The following is a 24,067-nucleotide window of genomic DNA, read 5'->3' on the forward strand; positions in this document are numbered from 1 at the left end:
TTGTTTTATATTATGATACTGCGAATAGTATCGGGCTCGGAAGCGGGCTCGAAAAACATTTTGAATAATTATAGGGCCTAGTAATAATCAAAGTGTCACTTCAATTGAAGAACGCAAGAATAATTTGTTTGTGTTTGATAACTACTCTGTTTAACGGAACATATGTTTTAACAGAAACATCGTACCAGAAACGGGACAACAAGCCACACCACTGAGAACTCCGCCCATCATTGCTCCGATGACTCCAGGAGAAGCCATGTCGCTACCACTGAGAAACAGTCCATTAATAGGTGTACGCGGACGTACCCATTTTGAATGATAGCGTTCAGGAGTGGGGGCAAGACCGTAAATACTACCATGAGATGTTCCCATAAAGTGATTTGTCGTTAGAGGTGTGGAAAGTTCACTGTAACTGATCGACGTTTTAAGGTTTGGAAAAACTGTGAAAAATTGTTGAAGAATTTGTTCAGTGAGTTTGCTTTTGAAAAGCTCATACTCCTCGCCACGCTTTTTCCACTTAGTATTTTGCCATTTATCAAATAGGTCCCATGGGGCAAAAGTGATGATTTCTGCGGTGTGTTTACTTGTATGCTTGTCTTTTAGAGAAGGAAAAGAACAGTATAAAATACCAGGCGTTTGGTTTTTCGTTATATCCCAGATAGCGTGTTTGGCACCGTAATCGCTTAAAATCCATGCATTTGCAGCGGTTGCTCCTGCGTTGCGAATATCACTGTTAAATCCCAAGTGCAGACACAAGTGGGCTGGAGTGCTTGGTAATTGCTGCAATTCTTGTAACCACGGTTGTGACGGTTGTGGTAAAATTTTTTCAAGGCAATGAACTGGGATTGCAGAGACAACGCGCGGTGCATTAATTTTTTCTCCATTGTTTAAGGTAACTCCTGTTACACGATTCTTGTGGGTATTTATTTGGGTGACCTCAGCGTTAATACGTGTCCAGCCTTCTTGCTCGTATATTTTTTTTAAAAACGCATTCACAAATTGTTTTCCTCCACCACAAGGATAATAACCACCTTGATGAAAATGTCGATCGACTATGGCCTGCACACCAAAAGAGGAAGTTGATGGAGGAGCTCCATAGTACACCCAGCGTGTGGTTAAAATATCGTATAGTTGTTTATTTTTAAACATCGGTTTCATCACCATTTCAGTGGTTTTACCAAACCATTTCCAAACGTTTCTACCAACAATGCGATCAAGAAAACTTAGTTGATGAGGAAATAAACAACGCGAAGTATAATAAAACTCTAAACGGCGCAGAGCTTTCTCTACAGTTTTGAAGTATTGTTTGATTGCTTTTTCGTCTTCTGGAAACAATGTTGTGAGTGTTTCCATTTGAGCCTGTACACTGTCTTTGATTTCAACTGTTTTGTCGGGATAATAGTAAATCTCGCAAACATTTCCCATTGATTTCCATTGAAGATTATCACCGCAAAGTGTTTGCAAAATGCGCCCTTCAAGATGATTAAGCGTTACTTGCCCCATTGTATGTACGCCGACATCCCAAGTATAACCTTTACGTGAAAATGTATGAGTAAATCCTCCTGGTTGATAATGGCGTTCCAAGATAAGAACCTTTTTACCAAAACTTCCCAAAAGCGAAGCTGTTGCCATTCCTCCAATGCCTGAACCAATAACAATGTAATCCCAAGATTTGTTATCAGAGCTTTTTTTTCCCCAGTAAGTTTTTTTCATGTGAGTTTCTCTATGATAGTTTGTGGTAAATGTGTGCGTTGCCAATTATCGTTGTTTTTGGAAAACCAGTAAGCTGTGTGTGATGCTGTAGCTAATTTTTGCTCTTCGTCAGCTGTTATCTTGTAAAAATTAAATTGTAAATCTATAGAGTTTTGCTTGCAGTTTTGCAAATGCATTCTCACCAAAATAGTATCTCCAGGCATTGCTTCTCGCAAATGTTGAGTGTGTGTGGCAGTACAGCGTAACTCTCCTTCTCCGTAGGGCACGATATCTTGTAGCCACAAATCACGAACTTCTCCCATCCAATCTGCGTAGTTACTCCAGTAGATGTTTCCTACAAAATTAGCATGACGTGGAGTAGTACGGTAAGTATTTTCCGAAAGAATAGGACCTAGTTGTGGACCCTGTGCAGTAATACAAATATCAGGTCCTTGTGCCCAATCAACTTTCCAACTCAAATTTTTGCGCTGTTCGTTGCGTGGTAGAGTACTTTGAATCCATTTTAACATATCTTTGGGATACGCAGTTGGTTTAACAATTCCGTGAGAAATTACTTGCGCCCAAGTTGTGGTTTGCGCAATTTCTGCTAGTGGGTAACGGAAATCATCGCGGCAAGCGTAAAAACGATACATCATCTCTAAGCTAGCATTTTCTGTTCCATATAAACGTTCGTTCCAACATTCTACTTCAATAAAATCATCGCGTAGTGGACTATCGATTATGTTGATGTTGGTTTCTTTTGTGATCCATGCATAGTTGTTATCGCTAATGTATCGCGTGGCTTTTTCGTAAATACTTCCCTTGCGAATTCCTACCTCTCTTGTTTCTCCTATCCAGTGAGCGTAAGTTGCGAAATGAACGCTACCACTAGGATTGCCTAGTGCAGCAAAACGCATTGGAAAGCGATATAAAAAATTGACTTCACCACGCGTTCCTCGTTCGTGGTCTTCTACTGTAAATATCTTGCCATGTGCTTTTGCTACTGGCTTTTTATTGTTGGTAGTACCTTGTAGATAAGTAATTAAGTTTTCTGGACAAGGTAGAGAAGTATTTTCACGGAGAACGCGAATTCTGTATCCTTGTAGAGTTTCGATAATATTTCCGTTTATGTCGGTGACCACAACATTGCCTTCAACATCTTTATCTTTTTCGTCACACAAAATGGTTTGCGCATAGATATTTTCGATACAGTTTTGTATTTTTATATTAATGGAATCAATCGCAATAGGTAAACCTACACGCGGTGAAATCATTAGTTGTCCCATCTGTAAAAGTGCATCTCGTTGATAGGGATCTCCAAGTACAAAAGAATTGCGTTTATGGTACCACTCTTCTTTTTGGGAAACTCCTGGGCTAATTTTGGCATCGCAATGTTGTCGAGAAAGTGCATTTACTTGGGCAATACGTTGAAAAAGTGGTCCTTGAAATAAAAGTGTTTCATAAAGTTTTTGTGTTTCTTTAATGTGTGTTTTTGTATTTACTTTAGCCGTGGCTATTTTTATTGTTTCTGTGATGGTAACAGTTGCTGAAAAATGTATTAGCTCGTAATTAGTATCAGCAGAGTGTAGGGAACATTCAAAGTTATTTTCGCTTATGCGTTGTACTTGAATACGCATATTTAAACTAGTATTAACAACAATGGGGTAAGTGAGTTTTATATCGTTGAAACATATATTTTCGATGCGACTTTCATATAAAAATTGTACGCCTTGTGCCATGGCCTCTAACCCAAACACTGTAGGGAATAACATTTTACCGTCAAAAACATGGTCATTTAGATATGGATCTTGTTTTGGACTAAGAGCACACTCTGTGACTAGCTTTATTTGTGGTTCAAATTCGATAATGTTGTCTATAAAGCGACCGTGAAATATTGGTTCCTTGGAGAAGTGTCGTTGCTGTGAAAAATGTTTTCCCATGGAACTACAAATTACTACTTCTTCAGGTTTATCTGCGGCTAAACTCCAGTCAATGAATTGCTGAACACCTTTAGTAACGGGAATGGCTTTAATTCCTTGTTGTTCTAAATAAGAAATGCTGCCTAGCTTTGCCCCCATGCCAATTTCATCCCAAATGGAGAAAGCTAGACAACAGGTTTTGCACTGTCTATTATTTTGTCGCCATATTGCTAAAGTGCGGCGTGCAGATTCGTTGGCGAATGCATACCAAGCATTTCCCGCCATTCCTGTTACACCTATGACAGAGGTAAGTACGATTACTTGTGAAAGATCACTACTGTTTTTTAGAAGATTTTGTAATCCATAGAGTTTAGGAGCTATCTCTGCTTGCGCATCTTTAATAGAAACGGAAGCTGCACGTCTAGGAATATTAATACCTGCGCCATGGATAATCCAGTCGATTTTACCAATAGTACGGTTGACCTCTGACATCATTTTTTTTACATCATTTTCGTTACAAATATCGCATTGTAAGTAGTGGAAATCAATGTCTTGTTCTGCAAAAGATTTTAACTCTGAAGTTATGTTTTCTATAGGAGAACGTCCTAGGAGGACTAATTTAGCACTACATTTTTGCGTGAGGACGCGAACACATTCTGCGGTAATTCCTTTTGCGCCTCCGCTAACAAGTACTACATTTTTTGGTAAAGATATTTGCTCGTTTTTATCGGGAAATGTAAGTTCAAAAAAAGATTCATGACGTTGTTGTTCATCGTTATAATAGAGGTTGCAAAATGAATACTTATTTTCGTTGTTGTATTCTTTGGCAATAATTGTTGCGATATTTTTTGGCGAAATGTTAGGAGAAACGTTAATAAAATTTACATGTAGGGAAGTATTCTCCTGTTGTAAACTTGCGACAAAAGATTGAATACCTGTGCTACGTTCTATATCTTGTGTTGTGTAATCTATTACAGTTAAGTGTTGTAGTTGTTTGCTTGCTAGTGTTTTTAGCCAGTCCATAACACAAGAGTCTTCGTCTATTGGTAATATTAGAATGACATTTGTAGAGTCGCTAGCTATTTTGAAAGAGCTTTTTAAGGTAGAGGCCAAAGAACTACTAAGGTGCCCCATAATTGAGAAACTAGTTTGCAGGGTCGTGTTTTCGTTTAGAATAGTGCTTTTTTTCCACTTGTTTACAAAAGAATGAACCCAATTATTTTCTCTATCAATATTTATTGTAGTATCTGCAGATGCTTGTTGAGCTAAGGTTTCGAGAGTAGCATTAGTGAAAGCTGTGGGTTCAAAGTCATTTTGTAATTTGTGTTGGCGGCTGAAAACCGAGATAATTTCAGCTGCTTTTATCGAGTCTAAGTTAAGATCGTCTAGTAAACGGTGTTGTGGTTTGATAGTTTCAAATGGAAATCCTGTTACTGATGCGATATGTTGACGTAAATCTAGTAAAGGGTCGTGTGCTAGAGTTTGATCTATCTTTTTTTTCTGCTTGTGTTTAGAAGGAATTGGCTTGTAAAGACTATTCGCATCTTGTTCGCATGGATTGATCAAAAAATTACGACTTTGTGGTTTAATATAAGGATGAATTATTCTGTCTTTAAACAAAGGTGAACTATTTATAACGACTCCACGTGAAAATAGCACTGCAATAATCTTGCATAAGTCGCTGTTAGTACCTGAGGTACTTTCAACTGGTAAATATAGTTTTGATTGGTCGACATGATGTGCAATATTGCTTAAAACGCGTCCGCCACCAACCTCAATTACTATATCACAACTTGATGCCATTTTTTGTAGTGTATTTACAAAGTCAACACTTGAAGTTATTTGCTGTTGCAAATACTCTCTAATATTAATACTTCGGTATTGTTTGCCGTCAATTCCGCTTATAAAATCTATATTAAGTGGGCTGGTTTGCGAAGGAAGTGAACACATATCACTAAAAAGAGCAACGCTTGGTAACATTAACTTACTGTGAAAAGCGCGCGATACAGGAAGCATCATACTGCTTACTGTGGATGTGTTACTAATGTCAGATAACGCTTGTTTATTACCAGCAACAATGGTTTGTTGGTGGTGGTTTTTGTTAGCAATTACAGCATAATTTGTTTGCCGTGGATCGTGGGATTGACAACCAGCTTTTAGAATTAATTCAGCGGCATGCTCGCTATTTGTTCTAAGGCTTAGCATTCCATCATTGCTAGAACTTAAATTCATTGCAATTCCGCGCTGTGTTGCAAGTTCTAATAAATGTGACTCGCTAAAAGCGCCTGCAACTTGCAAAGCAGTCAGTTCGCCTAAACTATGCCCACAAACAACTTGCGGAGTAATTCCCAAATTTTTAAGTACTTGTAAATGAAGTAAAGAACTTAAACAAATCGCTGGTTGCGCAAACTTTGTTTGTTTAAGTATAGAACTAAGGCTATCGCGGTGGTCGAGAGTAGCAATTTCATTAGGATAAAGTACTTTAGTAAATGTTTGGAATTCTTTTTCTCCCAAAGCGTTTTTTACACTATTCAAAATGTGGTCATAGTTTGAGGTTCGCATCAAAAACTTTCGAGCCATACCGATATTTTGACTTCCTTGTCCGGCAAACATAAATCCGATACGCGTTTCTGCGTTGTTAGAACCAATAAAAACATCTTGTGGTAAATCACCTTTGTTATCCAAAAATAGCATTGTGTTATGCAAATTTTCAGTTAAATCTTTGGGATTTTTAGCAACAATAGCTAGTCGTTCCTTGCCTTTTTTCATATTTTCAAATAGATGGCAAGACAAGTCGGCTAACTCGCAATCGGCAATTTGTTGTGCTTCCTTGTGTAAATCTTGGCACTGTGTATATAAACTTTTTAGAGAAGCTCCTTGAAGAACTATCACTTCCGCATCTTGCGCATGGGCGTTATACGAAGATAATGGTTTCGATGTTTGAAACTCACTGGAAACATTTTGCGGTGATTCGATGGCAACATGTGCGTTGATACCACCAAAACCCATAGCTGAAACTCCTGCTTTGATTTTGGAATCAATAGGTTGAGCATTTTCGATAGGATAAAGATTTTTAGCATACTCGTGAAAGATCGAGTGAGGATTATGGCAGCCTGCTGTCGGAGGCAAAATTCTTTGGTTAACAGCAATAGTCGCTTTAATAAATGCGCCTATTCCTGCAGCAGCTTTGGTATGTCCTATGATCGACTTTAACGATGTGACACCACAGTTTCTTTGATCGAGATCGCTTATATTGCCAAGAGCTTTGTTCATACTGCTGAGTTCTATACGATCTCCGAGAGTTGTGCCAGTACCATGTCCTTCGATAAAATCTACTTTTTCATAATGCGCGCGTTTCCAGGCTGTAGTTAAAGCGCGCGTTTGGCCATTTACTTTCGGAGCGGTAATAGCTCCTTCACCGTCAGAAGAAACTCCCCAACCTTTTACCAACGCATAAATATGATCGTTGTCGCGAACGGCATCATCCAAACGTTTAAGTACAACGATTCCTGCTCCTTCTCCAGGCATCATTCCTGAAGCGTTTTGATCATAAATAGATAAGGGGCCTTTGGCGAGAGCACCTGCTTTAGAAAAGCCGACCATTTCAAAAGGGTCAAGACTAATATCTACTCCGCCAGCTATTGCCATATCCACTTCGCCGCAAGTGAGTTTTTCGATAGCAGTAATCACTGCAAGTAGTGACGAAGCACAAGCACCATCAACGGTATAACCACCGCCACCAAATCCAAAAGAATTACAAATGCGCCCTGCGATAGTGTTGGATAAACTTCCGGCAAGTGTATCTTCACTTGTTAGAGGAAAAAAACTTTTGTATTTGTGTTGAATGTTTTCAAGGAGTTCTGTTACTTGCTCTTTGTCGATATTTTGTTTATCGAGCTCCTCAAAGATAACACGTTCAACAAATGGCCAACGCAAACGCAAAGATCGTGCTCTAGTAAATTCACCTGTGAGTGTATTACCGATATACACGGCCGTTTTTTCACACAATTGTTTACTTAGAGAAATATTTTGCAGTGCTTGTGCAGATAGATCTAAAGCGAGCCAATGGGTTGGGTCTGTGCTTTCATACGTTTGTTGAGGTATACGCCATTTGACTAAATCAAAATTCCAGTTGTCAATAAATGCAGCTTTGTCCAAAGAGGTACAATCATCTACCTGAGGATTTTCGTCGTAGTAAGAAGCAAGTGGCATTCTTTTTTCGGGGAATCTGCGAAAATGTTGGCGTTTAGATAAAATGTTTTCCCAAAGTTGTTGAAGGTTAGCAGCGCCAGGATAACGGCAACTCAAGCCTACTACTGCAATAGATGTTTGCATAAAAAACCTTTCGTGGTCACAAGACCACTTGTGTAAATGGATGTGGTATAAAATAATATAAATTGTTTTAGCCGCTTCCCTAAGTAGAAAAAACAAGTATAATAATCTTTTTGGGTAACTCAGGTGAGCTTCATATGGAAAATAGGACGAAGATGAAAAGAAGATATTCCAAACAACAACGACGAACAATGATCTTAGAAGCGGCACTAATTTGCTTTGCTCAAAAAGGTTACAATGGCGCAACAACCAAAGATATTGCCGCACAAGCCAATGTTTCCGAAGCGCTATTATATAAACATTTTTCTAATAAAATGGCAATATACAAAGCCCTCAACGATTTTTGTACAGAAGAAGGTGGTGTTGTTGGAAGCATAATAATCAACCAAGAGAATTCAATTTTTGCTTTTATATCTTCGGTTTATTTTTTGATGTATGTTGTTGTTTTTGCTACTCCACCAAAACGTAAATATAAAAATTTTTCCCACCGACTATTCGCATACAGTATATTAGAAGATGGCCAGTTAATAGAGCGTTTCCATGAAACAAGTATACTGCCTTGCATTGCTGCTATTAATCAATATTACAATTACTTAAAGTCGCAGGACAACATTGTTGTGACTTGCGCTTCGACACAAAATCTTATTTGGTGCGTTTACTCTGTTGCAGCAATGATGACTATCTTTGATTTATCAGATAAACATTTGGCATACGAGGGAAATTTAAAAGAAGCTTTTCACGATGCTGTGATTTTCTCTTTGCGCGGTTTAGGACTTAAAGAAAAAATTATAAATGAGCACTATCAATCTCAAAAATTAGAACAATATATTGAGCAGCTTTTCGAAAACTAAGTAAGTGAATACTTACTTACTTGAAATTTTAACAATTTTAATGTGTAATGTCAATAGATAAAGACGCTAAAATTATCTGAATTGACAACTTGATTGATATTTTAATGAGTAAAACTTATTTAACGTACTTATCTAAAGGAGGTCAGGGATGCGTTTCTTTTTATTACTTCTTATAGCATTATCTTTTGTCCACGCGCAGCACCGTGTATATTTGCGCCAATCAAACACTATTCCTCTTTATTCACAACAAACAGACTATTGGTGTGGAGCTGCAACAACACAAATGTTACTACGCGGCTACCCAAATGGCAAAGAGCATGCATTTGACCAAACTCATGTTTGGGACACTATTCAAAAATATAAAGTAGAGACAGGTTGGGCGTCTGATCCTGAAGGAATGAAAGGAGCTCTGAATAATTTAGCCGATTCTCATGTTGGAGGTTTTTGGCAAATCTTTTGGTGGAAAAAAGGTTATAATCCTGGACCTAATTTGATGTACTGGATTGCGCGTGGCATGACAGAATTAAAATTTCCAGCGCATGCGACTGTTTATGGGCATGGTCATGCCTTAGTTGTTACAGGATTAACAACAAGCAAGAATCCTGTTAATGTTCCCTCTGGTCCAATAAATTTAATCAATATTGAAGTACACAACCCGTGGCCACCAAATAAAGGTGAAAAAGTTTACATGACCGGTTCACATTGGTACAGTCGCTACTTTTATCCACCAAATAGCCCATCTAATAGCAAATGGTCAGAGTGTATGCTTGCCACAGTTCACATTGCGAAAAACTCTAATGCTTTCAAAGAAGAACTTCCAATAACACAAGGACCAGTATTAGTTGCTCCTAAATTGCAAAAACAAGGAGAAGTTATATCCACGGCAGTTGCTAAGTTAAAGATGCACGAGGTACTAAAAGGAAAAATACGAGAGAGTGACCAACAAATATTGGGTGGCTTGACTATGTTGCAGCCTATACTTGTAAACAAGAACCATCAAGGTTACTACTTGATTCCTTTTGGTAATGTACGGACAAACGAAAGTTCAGCGGCAATTATTTTGAACGCATACACTGGTGATTTTGAAGCAATGAGTGTTTTTGGAAAGCCTTTTTTTTATCTTAACGAGAGAGAATATCGCGTTAAAAACATAAATATAGAGGCGGTGTTTTCTCCATCAAAGGAGTGCCGAAGTCCATTTACTCCTCTGTGGAAAAGCGTTTCTTCATTTGACGAAGCTGTATACTATGATTACGAAGGAAATATTGTTACTTTGGAAAAACTTACGCGTGAAAATTAATAATTAGGGCGTGTGATCATTCAAAATATTGTGTGTTTTTTCGAGCCCGAGCCCGTTTCCGAAACTTTCACTAACAATTTATCAAAGAAGCAAAGTTTCTTTTTCCATCGCAAAAAACTAGTATTGAACCAATAAATCACTTTCTGTCGCTCTCAAAAAATTTTCGGGCGCGGGCTCGCAAACGGGCTCGGGCTCAATACTACTGGCGTATCATTAAATGAATCCGTTATATTTTTATCTGTATTGAATGATGACACGCCCTAGACCACGCGCGGATTTAAACAATCCGTACAAAATCACTGTCGCGGTAATCAGGGAATAATTTAGGCATAGTATCGCGAAACTCCTGTTCTTCGCGACCACCTCCAACAATGGAGGTTTGCCAATACCAAAAACCGCGCGATTTTAGTAGTAATTCTAAGTAGCCACTTATGTCAATACCCATGCTTCCTCCCCCATGACCAAGACGATGGAAATGAAGCATTGGGTTTTCATCACCGTTTAGATTTAGAGCTACACAAGCTTCTTCAATAAAAAAATCAAATGGATGAAGAGCTTTAAATTCGTTTGGCATACAGTTACGCCATGAATCAAAGACGCGATTAATTGGTTCGATATCAATATTACCGTGATTATTTCTATTTGGTGGAGCACTTTTTAATCGCCATTCTAATCGTATTCTACTACATTCGGAATAAAACGCGACTAAATCTTTGGTTAATGGAGGAAGTAGAAGCTTTTGTAGATACTCGTTGGCAAATTTGATTCGATATGGTGCTGCTTTTGATGCTTTATCAATTTTATAACGAATCACTTCTATTTGAGGATGTTCGATAAGTTCGTCAACCATAGATTGAAAGCGTTCTCGATAATTAATAAGACTAGACATGTACTCGCTTTCTTGAAATTGTTTTTGTCAGGTAATAAACGGGGGTTACTGGTATTCTCGTTTTAGATCGCGCCATTCTTTTCCCTGCGATTTCAATTCTCGACGTAGCGCAAAACGACTAATTCCTATAGCTTGAGCAACTTCTTTCATCGACAATTTGTTGTTTTCATGCAATAAGTCTTTTACTTTTTTTTCGGTGGATTTTGTTTGTTTGTTGATAGTGATCGATTTTAGGTAGTCAGGTACAAATCCTAATGAACATTGGCGTATACAATTTTGCAGTTGGCGAATGTTTCCTGGCCAATTATAATCAAGCAGCAGTGTTTTTAGGTCGTTGTCTATGTTAGATTGCCTCTCTGGGGAAAGTTCATTGAAGAAATGATCAAACAAGTGAATAATATCTTCTCTACGATCTCTTAGGGATGGTACATTAAGGCGGATTCCATCGAGGCGTTCAGCTAGTTCAGGCATAAATATTTCTTTGCTGAGTAATTTTATATCCCTAGTGCTCGCAGCAATAATACGAATATTTACAGATATATCTTCTAAACCACAAACGCGACGAAAAGGGCAGCCTTCTATAACAAGAAGTAAAGCTGCTTGCATTTGTCGCGACAATTCCGAAATTTCGTCAAGAAAAATAATGCCGTTATTGGCTAATTCAAACAAGCCAGGACGACCTTTGGGAGGAGCTCCTGAAATCCCAGAGTTTGCTGCTACGCCAAAAAACTCCATTTCACAAATGCTTTCTACTAATGATCCGCAATTGACATGCACGAAAGGTTGCTTGTGACGTTTGCTATATTTGTGAATGGATTTGGCAACTAGTGATTTTCCGGTTCCTGTTTCTCCTTGAATATAAATATTATCGTTGCTGTCGCTGTACTCAATAATTTTATCGAGGTATTTTAAAATTTTTAAAATAGAATCACTGTCACCAACAATATCTGAATAAGAGTGTAAAAGGTTTGAGCGCGAGGAAATAACTTCTTCAGCAAAATTATTACTTTGCTGTAATTTGCCAAGTTGCGACCATAGAGGAACGGTTGTTGCAATTGTTTGGCAAAGTAATTGCAATAGCTTTTTTTGAGTATCACAGAGATCCATTTCAAAAGCGAAAAAGAAAATATTGCAGTGGTATCCATAAATTTTTTGTTGTGGTAAGGAAACGAAACTATCTTTGCTAAAGTCAATTTTTTCTTTTAGATTAGTAAATATTCCTAGATCGGCTTGTTCCCATAAAGTGTTTGAAACATAGTTTGTCTTATCTTGTATATGCCAGGTGGCACCGTGTTTTAAATGTTTTCCTTGGGGGCGATGACGAATGACAAAGATGCCAGCTTGTCGTGCAGTTAATTCTTCGCCTAAAAAGTTTGCCAAATCTTGGTAAAGTTCGGCCTCGGTTTGTGCAGATTTTAAAAGCGAAGAAACGGTTTTTGGAGTAATCATAGTTTATTCCCTCAGGATAGCTAAATGTCTTGTGTCAATTTATAACAGGGGAACGCAAATGTCAAAAATAAAACTTTTTCTCTCTCTTCTTTATGAGAATAATGCAATAACAAAGAGTACTCTTTTAAAATTTAGTGACTCTAAAAAAGAATACCAAAATGTTGAAGTACTGGCGGATGAACTACTTGATTTGGGAAAAGTGGCCGAAGATGATCTTGATTTAGCTTTAAGAGAGTTTTATAACAATCAAAAAGATATAAAACTGCAAGAACAATCGCATACGAAAAAACAACACCGATTTTATCGTTATTTGTTGTTAGAAGAACTAGGTAGCGGTGGTATGGCAAAAGTGTATAAAGCTGTAGATGAACACTTAGATCGTAAAATAGCACTAAAAATTACAAAACTCACCAATGAACGCAAGCGCTTCCTAACAGAAGTAAATACCATTGCCAAGTTACAACACCCTAATATCATTACTATTTATGATGTCGGAGAATACCAGGGGTTTTGCTATTATACAATGAAATATATTAACGGCAAGACTCTGACCCAAATTTTACGAGAAGGAATAGATTTTGATAGTGGACTAGAAATTTTTTATAAGGTTGTGTGTGCATTAGATTATATACATGAGAAAGGTATTGTACATCGCGATTTGAAGCCGGATAATATCCTTATTGATAAGGATAATGCACCGATTATTATCGACTTTGGATTGGTAAAAAATATTGATGATACGCAAAAAAAAACAAGTATAGGGATCGTAGTGGGCACACCTTGCTATATGTCTCCTGAACAAGTTCTAAATACAAAAATTGATGCTAGAAGTGATATTTTTTCTCTTGGGGTAATCTTGTATGAAATGCTTACTGGGGTTAGCCCATTTTTTAGCGAAAACATTCCGCAAACATTGTTTAAGCTGTCTTTTTATGATCCACCGCAGCCAAGAACGATATATCCACATATTGCCGTAGATCTAGAAACTATTTGCATGAAATGTCTTGAAAAACGTAGCAATTATCGCTATGCGGGGGCTAGTATGCTAGCAGAGGATATACGTAAATTTCAAAATAACGAAGTAATCGATGCCAAACCAGCAAATGCTTTACGCCGATTGTACAAATTTCTACGGAATAACAAATTTCTAGCGACGCTTATTGCCATATTCACTGTTGCAGTTGCAGTTTATGTTTTTTTGAGTCAGCATTTCTCACAGCAACAGAAACAACAAATTCGCAAGGTGAATATTAAATTTGCACTGATGGCAAAGCATAAAGCAGACCAAGCGTATTCTAAAAAACTATGGCGCGATGCTGCCGTTTATAGCGGTATTTCATTGAGGTATGTTAAGGACTATCAAGGTAAAAATGTCGATTCTCTTCGAGATTATAATGAAAATGTTGTGCGTTTGTGTTTACAACGAGATTCCTTACTGTGGAAAAAACAATTTGCTCAACCAGTGCTTCTTTCTCGTAGTGGTCGTGTTGCTTATGTGAAGGATGGTATCCGCCTTGATGATCTTACTCAAAACAAAGAGGTTACTCACTTTCAAGAAGTGAACTCCGAGCGTATTGTTACAGTTAATGATAGATCATTAGTAAGCTATAATTCATCAGGTAAAGTTAATATATGGGATGTAAATAAACCGCTAACTGTACCAAAAACAATCCCATTTAAAAGATTTGGTTCAATAAGTGGCGATGGACGTTTTGCTTTTGTTGTTAGTGAAAAATTTCAATATTTTATTTACGATCTCCACGAAAAAAAAATACATTTCGATTTGAGTAAACTAACTCCAAGAGCACATTTTTCAGGAGAAGGAGTGTTTTTTAGTCCAGACAACAAACTATTTGTTTATTGTGCAGGAGAAGGGCATGATATTGTTGTACGAAATTTACAAACAACAGAGCAGTTATATATTCTACAGGAACATAGTAATGTGGTAACGAGTTTTGTGTTTACCAGTGATAGCAAGACTCTTATATCTAGTTCTTTTGATGGTTCTTTGTGCTTTTGGGATTTAGAATTAGGTAAGCGAATTTCGCAAATCAGTAGCGAGTTTGGCCAAATACAATCAATAGCATTGTCGCATAACGAACAAGTTTTAGCCATATGGTACACTAATGGTTATATATTTTTGCGAGACCTAAATGTTTCTTATAGACCGTTTAATATTATCCATGTGCGGGACAATAGTGATTATGCTAGGATGGGGTTTTCGCGAGATGATGCTTTTCTATATACACAGTCCAATTTAAACTCTGTTTTTTGTTGGCGAGTGTTTTACAAGGAACAGTTGTTTAAATTTCCTGCACATAGATCTCACCACCGTACAAGACTAGTGATTAATCATGATGAAAAAATTCTTGCAACAGTTATCTTCCAGGTAGAAAAAGTTGTGAAAGTGTGGGATCTATCACAGCAGAAATTACTTACAGAACTTTCTCATCCACAGCCGATAATACAATTTGATTTTCATCCAAGGAACAATACTCTGTTATGTGCCACAGAAAAAAAAATTTATATCTGGAATATTTCTTCGCAAAAATTACTGCAAACGTTAGATTATCACACGTATAGTATCACTCATGCAAAGTTTTCTCCCACAAGAAATGGCCTTTTAGTTTCAGGAGATTCACAAGGAAATATAATTTTTTACGACTTGATAAAGCAGAAAATATACAAGACCTTTGCTGGTAGTGGTGAAAAAATATTGCGCCTGTTTTTCTTTGATGGAGGAAAAAAATTAGCTGTTGCAAGAAATAGTCTATTACTGTGGGATCTAAGCACCGATCGATTTATAGAGGAAGCTCCCAAAGAACAATTCCCTAAGAATATGGTACGGTTGCAATTAATGGATGACAAGCATTTTGTTGTACATGCTACAAAAAAAATGTCTTATATTTGGGATATTAATACCGAAAAAATACAACGAATTTTGCCCGTTTACTATTACTTGAACTACGAATATTTTATAAAAGAGTTGGATGGTATTCTTGCTGGTAATTACCTTTTCGATTTTAGATCGGGGAAAGTTTCACAGCCAATGACGACGGCTTGGACTACTGTCCAAGATTGTCTACTTCTATCTGACAGAAAAGTTATTGTTTCAACTGGTAGAGGAAAAATATGTGGCTATCAATTACCAGCTAATTTTCGTTATCGTGCAGTAGAGTTACCTTCTTGGGCAAAACAATTTCCCAAAGCAAAACAAGGCACTCCGCATCCTTCGTCTTTTGATTTTCGTCGAGATGTACCTGGTTGGTTTATTGAAAAAGCACTCAAAGAATCTCCGCAAAGAATCACTGAAATTTTATTTGAGATGAAAGTAACCGATAATTTACAAATAGAAAAATAGGGGAACGCAAATGTCAAAAATAAAACTTTTTCTCTCTTTTCTCTATGAAAATAATGCAATAACAAAGAGTACTCTTGTAAACTTTAGCGGTTCTGAAAAACAATATCGTAATATCGAAGCATTGGCGGAGGAGTTACTTGATTTAGGAAAAGTGGCCGAAGATGATCTTGATTTAGCTTTAAAAGAATTCTATGGAAAAAAAGATATAAAATTACCAAAACAACTATACAGAAAAAAACAACAGCGATTTTATCGTTATTTGTTGTTGGAAGAACTAGGTTGTAGTGGTATGGCAAAGGTTTATAAAGCTGTAGACGAGCGCTTGGATCGTAAAATAGCACTGAAAATCACAAAATTGACTAATGATCGTAAGCGTTTTCTAACAGAAGTAAATACAATTGCCAAGTTACAGCACCCCAACATCATAACTATTTACGATGTCGGAGAATACCAAGGATTTTGTTACTATACAATGAAATACATCAGCGGTAAGACTCTGACCCAAGTTTTACGAGAAGGAATAGATTTTGATAGTGGACTTGAAATCTTTTATAAGGTTGTGTGTGCATTAGATTACATACATAATAAAGGCGTTATCCATCGCGACTTAAAACCGGATAATATAATTATTGATAAAGATGGTACACCGATAATTATTGATTTTGGATTAGTGAAAAATATTGATGATACGCAAAAAAAAACAAGTATAGGTATTGTAGTGGGTACACCTTGTTATATGTCTCCTGAACAGGTTTTGAATATAAAAATAGATGCTAGGAGTGATATTTTTTCTCTAGGAGTAATATTGTATGAAATGCTTACTGGAGTTAGTCCATTTTTTAGTGAAAATATTCCACAAACGTTATTTAAGTTATCTTTTTATGACCCACCGCAGCCAAGAACAATATACCCGCACATCGCCATTGATTTAGAAACCATTTGCATGAAATGTCTCGAGAAGCATAGTCATTACCGTTATGCGAAGGCTAGTATGTTAGCAGAAGATATACGTAAGTTTCAAAATAGCGAGGTAATCGAAGCGAAACCAGTAAATGCTTTGCGCCGCTTATACAAGTTTGCGTGTAATAACAAGTCTATGACAGCGTTTACCGTAATATTAACGATTGTAGTTGCATTCTATGTTTATTTGAACCAGCATTTTTTACAACAACAGAAACAGCAAATTCGCAAGGTGAATATTAAATTTGCACAGATGGCAAAATATAAGGCAGATCTGGCTTATTCTGGACAACTATGGCGTGAGGCAGCTGCTTATAGTGGTATTTCGTTGCAGCTTATTAAAAATTATCAAGGCCAAGATGTCAATTTTCTTCGAAATTATAATAAAGACACAGTACGCTTATGTCTACAACGAGACTCCTTGTTGTGGCAAAAGCAATTTTCTCAACCAATACATCTTTCTGGTGGTCATGTTACTTATTTGAAAGATGGTATCCACATTCATGATCTTTCTCAAGACAAGGTTATAGCCCACTTGCAAGAAACAGACCTTAAGTCTTCAAGAGCTATTCTCATGAATAATGGCAAATCACTAATTACCTATAACTCACCAGATAAGCGAAAAATATGGAATGTAAATAAATTATCAGACACACCAAAAACAATTCCATTTAAAAGAGGCGGGCGAGTGAGTTATAATGAACGTTTTGCCTATGTTGTTGATAAAGGTAGATATTTTATTTACGATCTTCTCGAAAACAGAATACATTTCGATCTTAGTCAATCAGATTCAAAAGTACACTTTTCAGAAAACGGGGTATTTTTTAGTCCAGATAACAAACTATTTATTTATTTTGTAAAAGAAGGACATGGTATTGTTGTACGAGATTTACAAACAACAAAACATCTATATACTTTGGAAGACCATGACAATATAGTGACTGACATTTTGTTCACTGATGACAATAACACTCTTATCTCTAGCTCTTTTGATGGTCGTTTATGCTTTTGGGACTTAAGCTCAGGCAAGAGAACTATACAAATTAGTAGTGACATAGGCCAAATAAAAAAAATAGCATTGTCGCATAATGAACAGGTTTTGGCTGTATGGTATACAAATGGTTATATACTTTTACGAGATGTAAACTATTATTATCGTCCATTTAATACTATCCATGTACGAGAAAATACCAATTTCGCTGGAATGGGATTTTCAGAGGACGATACTTTTCTATACACGCAGTCGAGTGCAGATACAATTGTTTGCTGGCGCGTATTTTATAAAAAACAATTATTTAAATTTTCTGCGTATGAATCCCACCGCTTTGTGCGATTAACTATTAATTATAATGAGCAAGTTCTTGCAACCACTATTTTGGGACAGGAAAATGTTGTAAAGTTGTGGCGTTTGTCGGAACAGAAATTACTTACAGAGTTGTCTCACCCACAACCGGTAATACAATTTGACTTTCACCCTGAAAAAAATATTCTTTTGTGTGCTACGTCAAAAAATATTTACATATGGGATGTTTCTTCGCAAAAGCTACGCAAAAAATTATCGTATCATACTGGAAATGTTACTCATGCGCAGTTTGCTCTAACGAGAAATTCTTTGTTGGCATCAGGGGATTCTCAAGGAAATGTAATTTTTTATAACCTTGTAACGCAAAAAATACATAAAAAATTTCCTAGTGATGGCGGAAAAATATCATGTTTACATTTTTCTCTCGATGGAGAAAAAATTGCTATTGTAGGAAAAGATATACGATTGTGGGATTTAAAATCGGATCAACTTATTCAGCAAATTTCGGGAAAGGAATTTCCTCACGACATAACAAGTTTACAATTTATAGATAATAAGCGTTTGATTGTATATACAATCAAAGGAATGGTTTGCGTTTGGAGTATTAAGAATAAAAAAGTACAACAAGTTTTTCCAGCATACCATAATTTCTTGTATTACAAACATTTTATTAAAGAGTATGATGGTATTCTTGGTGGCCATGATTTGATAGATTTTGCATCAGGAAGACCTTCACAACTTTTCATGACAGCTTGGACGACAGTCCACTCTTCTATATTGTTATCTGACAGAAAAGTGATTATTTCAAGTAACAGAGGTAATATATGTGGATACCAATTGCCAGTTAATTTTCGCTACCACGCAACAAAACTTCCGAAGTGGGTAGAACAATTCTCCAAAGCAAAACAAGGTACTCCTCATTCTTCACCTTTTGACTTTCGACAAGAAGTGCCCGGCTGGTTTATTGAGAAAGCGTTAGAAGAATATCCGCAAAAAATCACTGAGGTTTTATTTGATATGAAAATCACCGATGATTTACAAATAAAAAAATAGGACGTTTTACCTAGAGTACTGAATAGTTTTATTTAAGTTTCAGAAGAAAAGGGCATGTCATCATTCAGCATGAAATGCCTTGAGCTCGTTTACGAGCCCGTTTTCTAAAAGAGATAAGTTAAATATTTATTCGTTTCATCAAAGCTCAAGTAAAAAATGGGGAATCAGGCTCCAAAATATACAATATTTTGAATGATGGCACAACATAAATGCCAAGTTGTAAGCCCCATTATTCAACACTTATATCTAAAATCTATATCCATGCGTTTAGTTATATCAAGCATCGTAAACGACAATGCCGGAGCACATTTTTTCTTACCATTGTTGTTTTTATCGCGGTACTTTTTAGATTAGACGATCTAGATAAACTGATTTAGCAATCAACTTTCCATCTTGTTTACTTACCGATACTTTATTTTACCGCTACACTGCGCTGTAAATCCGTTTGCAATCCTTTAAAAACAATTCCCCCTGGACTATCTCTTCGATAAGAGCTTATAGCTGTTAAAAGAAATATGAATATTTTGATTAATCGTAGTGTTGTCACTAACTGCTTTCATCAAGGTATTACTTCATTCAGAATAATCATCTGTTGCCTGTTCTTAGCCAAAAAAACTTTTAACACAGTGCGCACATGTGCGCGCATGTGCGCACTGTGTTAAAAGTTTTTTTGTCGCCTGAGATATGAAATTTTTATTTGTAGTAATTTAACACGAAGTAAAAAACACGCTTGATTTTCCTGAACAAGATCAGGAACGACTTTACTATTTCATGTTAAATGTCGTTACGCTCTAGTGAATAAAACCTAAACGGGTATAAATTTTGCTTTCTATTGTTTGTTCACTTAATTAGCAATGTTAAGTTTAAGTACTCTGCAAATACTGATAGAAAACTATTGTAATCTAAATCATCAAGAATAATGACGTGAGACAAAAAAGTTCAAAAATTATATTTCTCTTTTCTTTGCCGGAAATACTAAAGCAAGAAAATACTTATAAAGCAGTGAGACAATGATTATGCAAAATATACAGCTAGAAACAATAAAACCTTTTGGTATTTATATTCATAACCAAGGTTCGCAATCCATTACCGATTTAAATCGCAATGAAATTCTCGATTTAGTGAGAGAACATAAAATTGTTTTGTTTAAGGGATTTCCGAGCATTAATAAAGAATCTTTAATCAGTTTTTGTGTAGATGATCCTGACAAAGAGTTATTGCATTGGGATTTTGGGCCTGTTATGGAAATGCAAGTGAAAAATGATCCTCAAAACTATTTGTTTTCCCGTGAAAAAGTCCCATTTCATTGGGACGGAGCCTTTCATACTGTTCCTAGTTTTCTAGTATTTCATTGTATTGAAGCGCCCTCACGAGATAGCGGAGGTGAAACTATTTTTACCAATACGGCAAAAATTTGGGCGGATGCAAATAAAGAAACGCAAGAGAAATGGCAAAAGATAAGCCTAGCATACGAAACAAAGAAAGTCGCACATTATGGTGGCCGTATTGAAAACAAAATGGTCCAGCCACATCCCGCCAATTCCAATCAAAATATATTGCGTTATGCAGAGGAAGTTGAAACGGAATTGAATCCAGTTTCTCTTGAAGTGGTAGGAGCTTGCGATAAAAAAGAGTTTCTTCGCAACATGACAGAACTGGTATACAACTCAGATTTTTGCTACCAACATGTATGGGAAAATAATGATTATCTAATAGTTGATAATCATGCAGTTATTCATGGACGTAACGCTTTTACTCAAAGTAGCCCTCGTCATCTACGACGAATTCAAATTTTATAGGAAAAAACAAATGGACCAACAAACTGCATCAGAGTGGGACAACGATCAGCAATTTAATGAACCTACAATTATGCGAAAAAAGCATAGTTGTACACCTAATGAGCTCGCTGATTTTTTAAAAGAACGTGGGGATGTTTATTGGTGGCCAGCTGGTGGTTTTTTTGTGGTAACGGATTTCCAACTAGCCAAAGAAGTAATGACGAGTAAACAATATTCTGCTGATCGCAGCTCTTTTTTTATTTCGCGGATGCCAAACCTTGATCTTGCTCTTATTAAAGATTTTTTCTCCGTAGTTCAAAAAATGATGGTAATGAGTGATGACGATGAACACAAAAATAGACGTCGTATGGCAGCGCTTGGAATTAACGATGGATTAGTTGATCGTTATACTCCGATTATAGAGAAAACCGTGGATAAATTGATTAATAAGGCAAAACAAAAGGGGTATATCGAGTTTGTTGATGATATTGCTGAGCCACTGCCATCTACCGTACTTGCTGATATTTTTTGCATCGATGAAAAACATCGTAAAGACTTTTACAAATGGTCAAAGAATATGACTCAGTTTTTCGGTGGTGCTTCAAAATATCGAAACGAAGACGGTATTGAAGTAAATGAAAGCGCTACACAAATGCGAAATTATTTTGCTAATTTGATCGATAACAGAACAAGAGAACCTCAAGATGATTTTATCAGTGCGATTATCGAACACAAAGAAGAGTTTAAGCTAGACATTTCGGAAGTTATTTCGCAAGCAGTAATGATGCTCGTTGCTGGTCAAGTAACTACAACCGATCAACTTTGCAATAATATGTATACGATGATGAGCACTCCTAATATTTTTGAGCAATTGCGCGAAAATATTGATTTGTTACCAACGGCACTGGAAGAATTTAACCGACTTGATCCAGGGGTTACTTTCTTGTTTCGCGTGGTAAGAGAAGAAACATTTCTTGGCAAACAAAAAGTAAAACCCGGGGATGTTATTTTTGTTGCTAGCCATGTAATTAACCGTGACCCAAAGATTTACGAACGTCCTTATGAGTGTATTCTTGATCGCAGCAAAAACGTTCACTTTGCTTATGGGTACGGTTCTCATTTCTGTATTGGTGCTCGCCTTGCAAAAATTCAAATGTCTTTTTGTTTTCATAAACTTATTACCCAGTATCCAAATTTAAGACTAGATCCTAATAGACTAAGTAAGAGAAAGCATTATAGTCTGGCGTTTTCAGGTTTTGACTCAATGCACTTACTGTTTTAAATGATGTTTGTTCTGAATGCTTAAATTTTTTACTGAAAGTTTTTGCGACTTGCTTAAGAACTAAATTTGTGATTTTTGTATCGAAACGTAATGAGGAGTAAACCTAATGAACAAAAACAGCACTGTAGTTAATACTAAAAGTCAAGCAAATCAAATTTTAAATTTGTTATTAAAATATACAAATACGGTTGAAAAAAATTGTTTGCATCTATTTTCTTCCGTACAAGCAGTTCACGGTGAGAAATTAGACAATTACATAGATAAAAATTGTAAAATTCAAATGGTTTTGCCAGCTTTTCCTGCCAAATCTCCTAACAATGAAAAAATATCAGGTAAATTACCCGATATGGCAGAAGTGTTAGCATTAAAGAGCCTGAACAATCTTTGCAATGAAATCGCTCATATTTATGACCCTGGTGCAGAAATTATTATCTGTTCGGATGGTCATATTTTTAGTGACTTGGTTGCTGTAGATGATGCTGATGTTGATATTTACTATCAAAAACTTATCAATATTATTGATAAGTTTCAATTACAAAACCTTCGTACTTTTTGTTTGAACGATGTTTTTTCTGGAAAGACACTTGATGAAATGAGAATCATTGTTACAGAAAAATATGGAGCGCCTATCGAAGAGATAAAAAATAGTGTAAAAATCGACTCTTCACAAACGTTTTTGTTTAATGGGATTCATCGTTTTATATTTGAAGATCGTTTAGTTTTAGACGAAGAGAATAGCCGAAATTACATTAGAAATTACTCGAAACAACTAACATACAAAATTATTCAAAGAAGTAATGCCTGGAGTGCTTTGGTAGAAGACTTTTTTTCTGAAGCCGTGCGTCTTTCTATTCATCCGCATGGAATAAGATCAGGTAAATTAGGGATTCAAATGGTTGCTTGTCGCGATCGCTGGGGAACTCCTTGGCATAATATTTTGTTGTTTGATGGAGAAAAATTCATACTAACGCACAAGAAATCACTGAAAGGCCAAGAAATAGAAGAATACTGTTTTGCAGAACATTATAAATTTTTCTCGGTAAGTCGACATGTAGACAAGGCGTATACGTTACTAAAACATATTGTTGGATAAAAGCGTTATTACCATGTGTAGAAAATCAAATTAAGGAATTAGTATGCATGTACAAAAAACATCTCTAGAGCTTCCAGGTGAGCGAGCAGCTTTTCTTCTTCTTCATGGTTTCACAGGTCTTCCTGATGAGATGTGCGGGTTAGCCAAATTCTTGAATGAAAAAGGGTTTCACGTTAGTGTTCCTCTTTTAGCTGGACATGGAACTACTCCTGAAGACCTCGCGACAACAACTTGGAAAGATTGGGAAAATAGCGCCAATGAAGCATTAATAGAGTTAGAAAAACTCAACATTCCCATCTTTATTATTGGTGTATGTGCAGGTGGCCTTTTGGCATATACACTTGCAAGTAAGAAACAAAAAATTGCCGGATTAGTTAGTATGGCAGCGTTTTATGAATTGCCTGGTTATTTCAAGTATATTGCCCCGTTTTTTAGAGTGTTGAACTGGCACAAATTTAAGCCAACTTTTGATAAAAGAATGAAACCAGAAAGTCTTCCTTTTGCTTACCCTGTATGGCCAACTCCTTGCATAACATCAGCACGCGATTTAGTTTTTGCGACTAAAAAAATTCTACCGACAATCAAGCAGCCGACATTGTTAGTTTATTCGGAAAGAGACCGTGTTGCAGGATTAAAACACTTTAAGTATGTGAAAAAACATCTTCGTAATTCGCCTACGTGCCTTTTACTGCAAAGCGCAGGTCATATGGTTATAAAAGGCTCACAGAAAGAGAAAATTTTTAACGAGATTCTGTCATTTGTCGATGACAAAATCTAGAGGCAATTTAGTTTTTCAGTTAGGAAA

12 protein-coding genes are annotated in these 24,067 nt (G+C 36.5%); 8 read left to right on the top strand and 4 right to left on the bottom strand.

The window, feature by feature from the left end:
* Positions 1-150 precede the first annotated feature (150 nt).
* Positions 151-1,713 carry a phytoene desaturase family protein gene (locus UABHE_RS17040; protein ID WP_372364433.1) on the bottom strand — a complete coding sequence of 521 codons (1,563 nt, stop codon included), beginning with the start codon at positions 1,711-1,713 and terminating at the stop codon, positions 151-153.
* Complete coding sequence (locus UABHE_RS17045; protein ID WP_372364434.1) at positions 1,710-7,946, bottom strand: SDR family NAD(P)-dependent oxidoreductase; 6,237 nt, start codon at positions 7,944-7,946, stop codon at positions 1,710-1,712. The genes UABHE_RS17040 and UABHE_RS17045 overlap by 4 nt, the downstream gene beginning before the upstream one ends.
* 134 nt (positions 7,947-8,080) lie before the next feature.
* On the opposite strand from UABHE_RS17045, the gene UABHE_RS17050 reads away from it, so the two are divergent.
* Entirely contained in the window at positions 8,081-8,794 is a 714-nt protein-coding gene (locus UABHE_RS17050; protein WP_372364435.1) for a TetR/AcrR family transcriptional regulator, read from the top strand.
* 148 nt (positions 8,795-8,942) lie between these two features.
* Positions 8,943-10,094 (top strand): hypothetical protein, encoded by a 1,152-nt coding sequence (locus UABHE_RS17055; RefSeq protein ID WP_372364436.1) that lies wholly within the window; start codon positions 8,943-8,945, stop codon positions 10,092-10,094.
* A 277-nt stretch (positions 10,095-10,371) separates the two neighbouring features.
* Here UABHE_RS17055 and UABHE_RS17060 read toward each other — a convergent pair whose 3' ends face one another.
* Entirely contained in the window at positions 10,372-10,983 is a 612-nt protein-coding gene (locus UABHE_RS17060) for a hypothetical protein (RefSeq protein ID WP_372364437.1), read from the bottom strand.
* Between the two features lie 45 nt (positions 10,984-11,028).
* Positions 11,029-12,432: a sigma 54-interacting transcriptional regulator gene (locus UABHE_RS17065; protein WP_372364438.1), complete on the bottom strand. Its 1,404-nt coding sequence runs from the start codon at positions 12,430-12,432 to the stop codon at positions 11,029-11,031.
* A 58-nt stretch (positions 12,433-12,490) separates the two neighbouring features.
* Between UABHE_RS17065 and UABHE_RS17070 the strand changes: the two genes are divergently transcribed.
* From UABHE_RS17070 to UABHE_RS17095, 6 genes are all read left to right on the top strand, one after another.
* Positions 12,491-15,793 (top strand): WD40 repeat domain-containing serine/threonine-protein kinase, encoded by a 3,303-nt coding sequence (locus UABHE_RS17070; RefSeq protein ID WP_372364439.1) that lies wholly within the window; start codon positions 12,491-12,493, stop codon positions 15,791-15,793.
* Between the two features lie 10 nt (positions 15,794-15,803).
* Positions 15,804-19,109, top strand: coding sequence for a serine/threonine-protein kinase (locus UABHE_RS17075; protein WP_372364440.1), 3,306 nt, complete (start codon positions 15,804-15,806; stop codon positions 19,107-19,109).
* A 1,016-nt stretch (positions 19,110-20,125) separates the two neighbouring features.
* The gene (locus UABHE_RS17080) at positions 20,126-20,908 is read left to right on the top strand and encodes a TauD/TfdA dioxygenase family protein (protein ID WP_372364441.1); all 783 of its coding nucleotides are present in this window, start codon (positions 20,126-20,128) and stop codon (positions 20,906-20,908) included.
* A 10-nt stretch (positions 20,909-20,918) separates the two neighbouring features.
* Positions 20,919-22,169 (top strand): cytochrome P450, encoded by a 1,251-nt coding sequence (locus UABHE_RS17085; protein ID WP_372364442.1) that lies wholly within the window; start codon positions 20,919-20,921, stop codon positions 22,167-22,169.
* 106 nt (positions 22,170-22,275) lie between these two features.
* The gene (locus UABHE_RS17090) at positions 22,276-23,262 is read left to right on the top strand and encodes an L-tyrosine/L-tryptophan isonitrile synthase family protein (protein ID WP_372364443.1); all 987 of its coding nucleotides are present in this window, start codon (positions 22,276-22,278) and stop codon (positions 23,260-23,262) included.
* A 43-nt stretch (positions 23,263-23,305) separates the two neighbouring features.
* Positions 23,306-24,040 (top strand): alpha/beta hydrolase, encoded by a 735-nt coding sequence (locus UABHE_RS17095; RefSeq protein WP_372364444.1) that lies wholly within the window; start codon positions 23,306-23,308, stop codon positions 24,038-24,040.
* The last annotated feature ends 27 nt before the right edge of the window (positions 24,041-24,067 follow it).

The sequence above is a fragment of the Candidatus Uabimicrobium helgolandensis genome, assembly GCF_041508025.1.
In the GTDB taxonomy this organism is placed as follows: domain Bacteria; phylum Planctomycetota; class Uabimicrobiia; order Uabimicrobiales; family Uabimicrobiaceae; genus Uabimicrobium; species Uabimicrobium helgolandensis.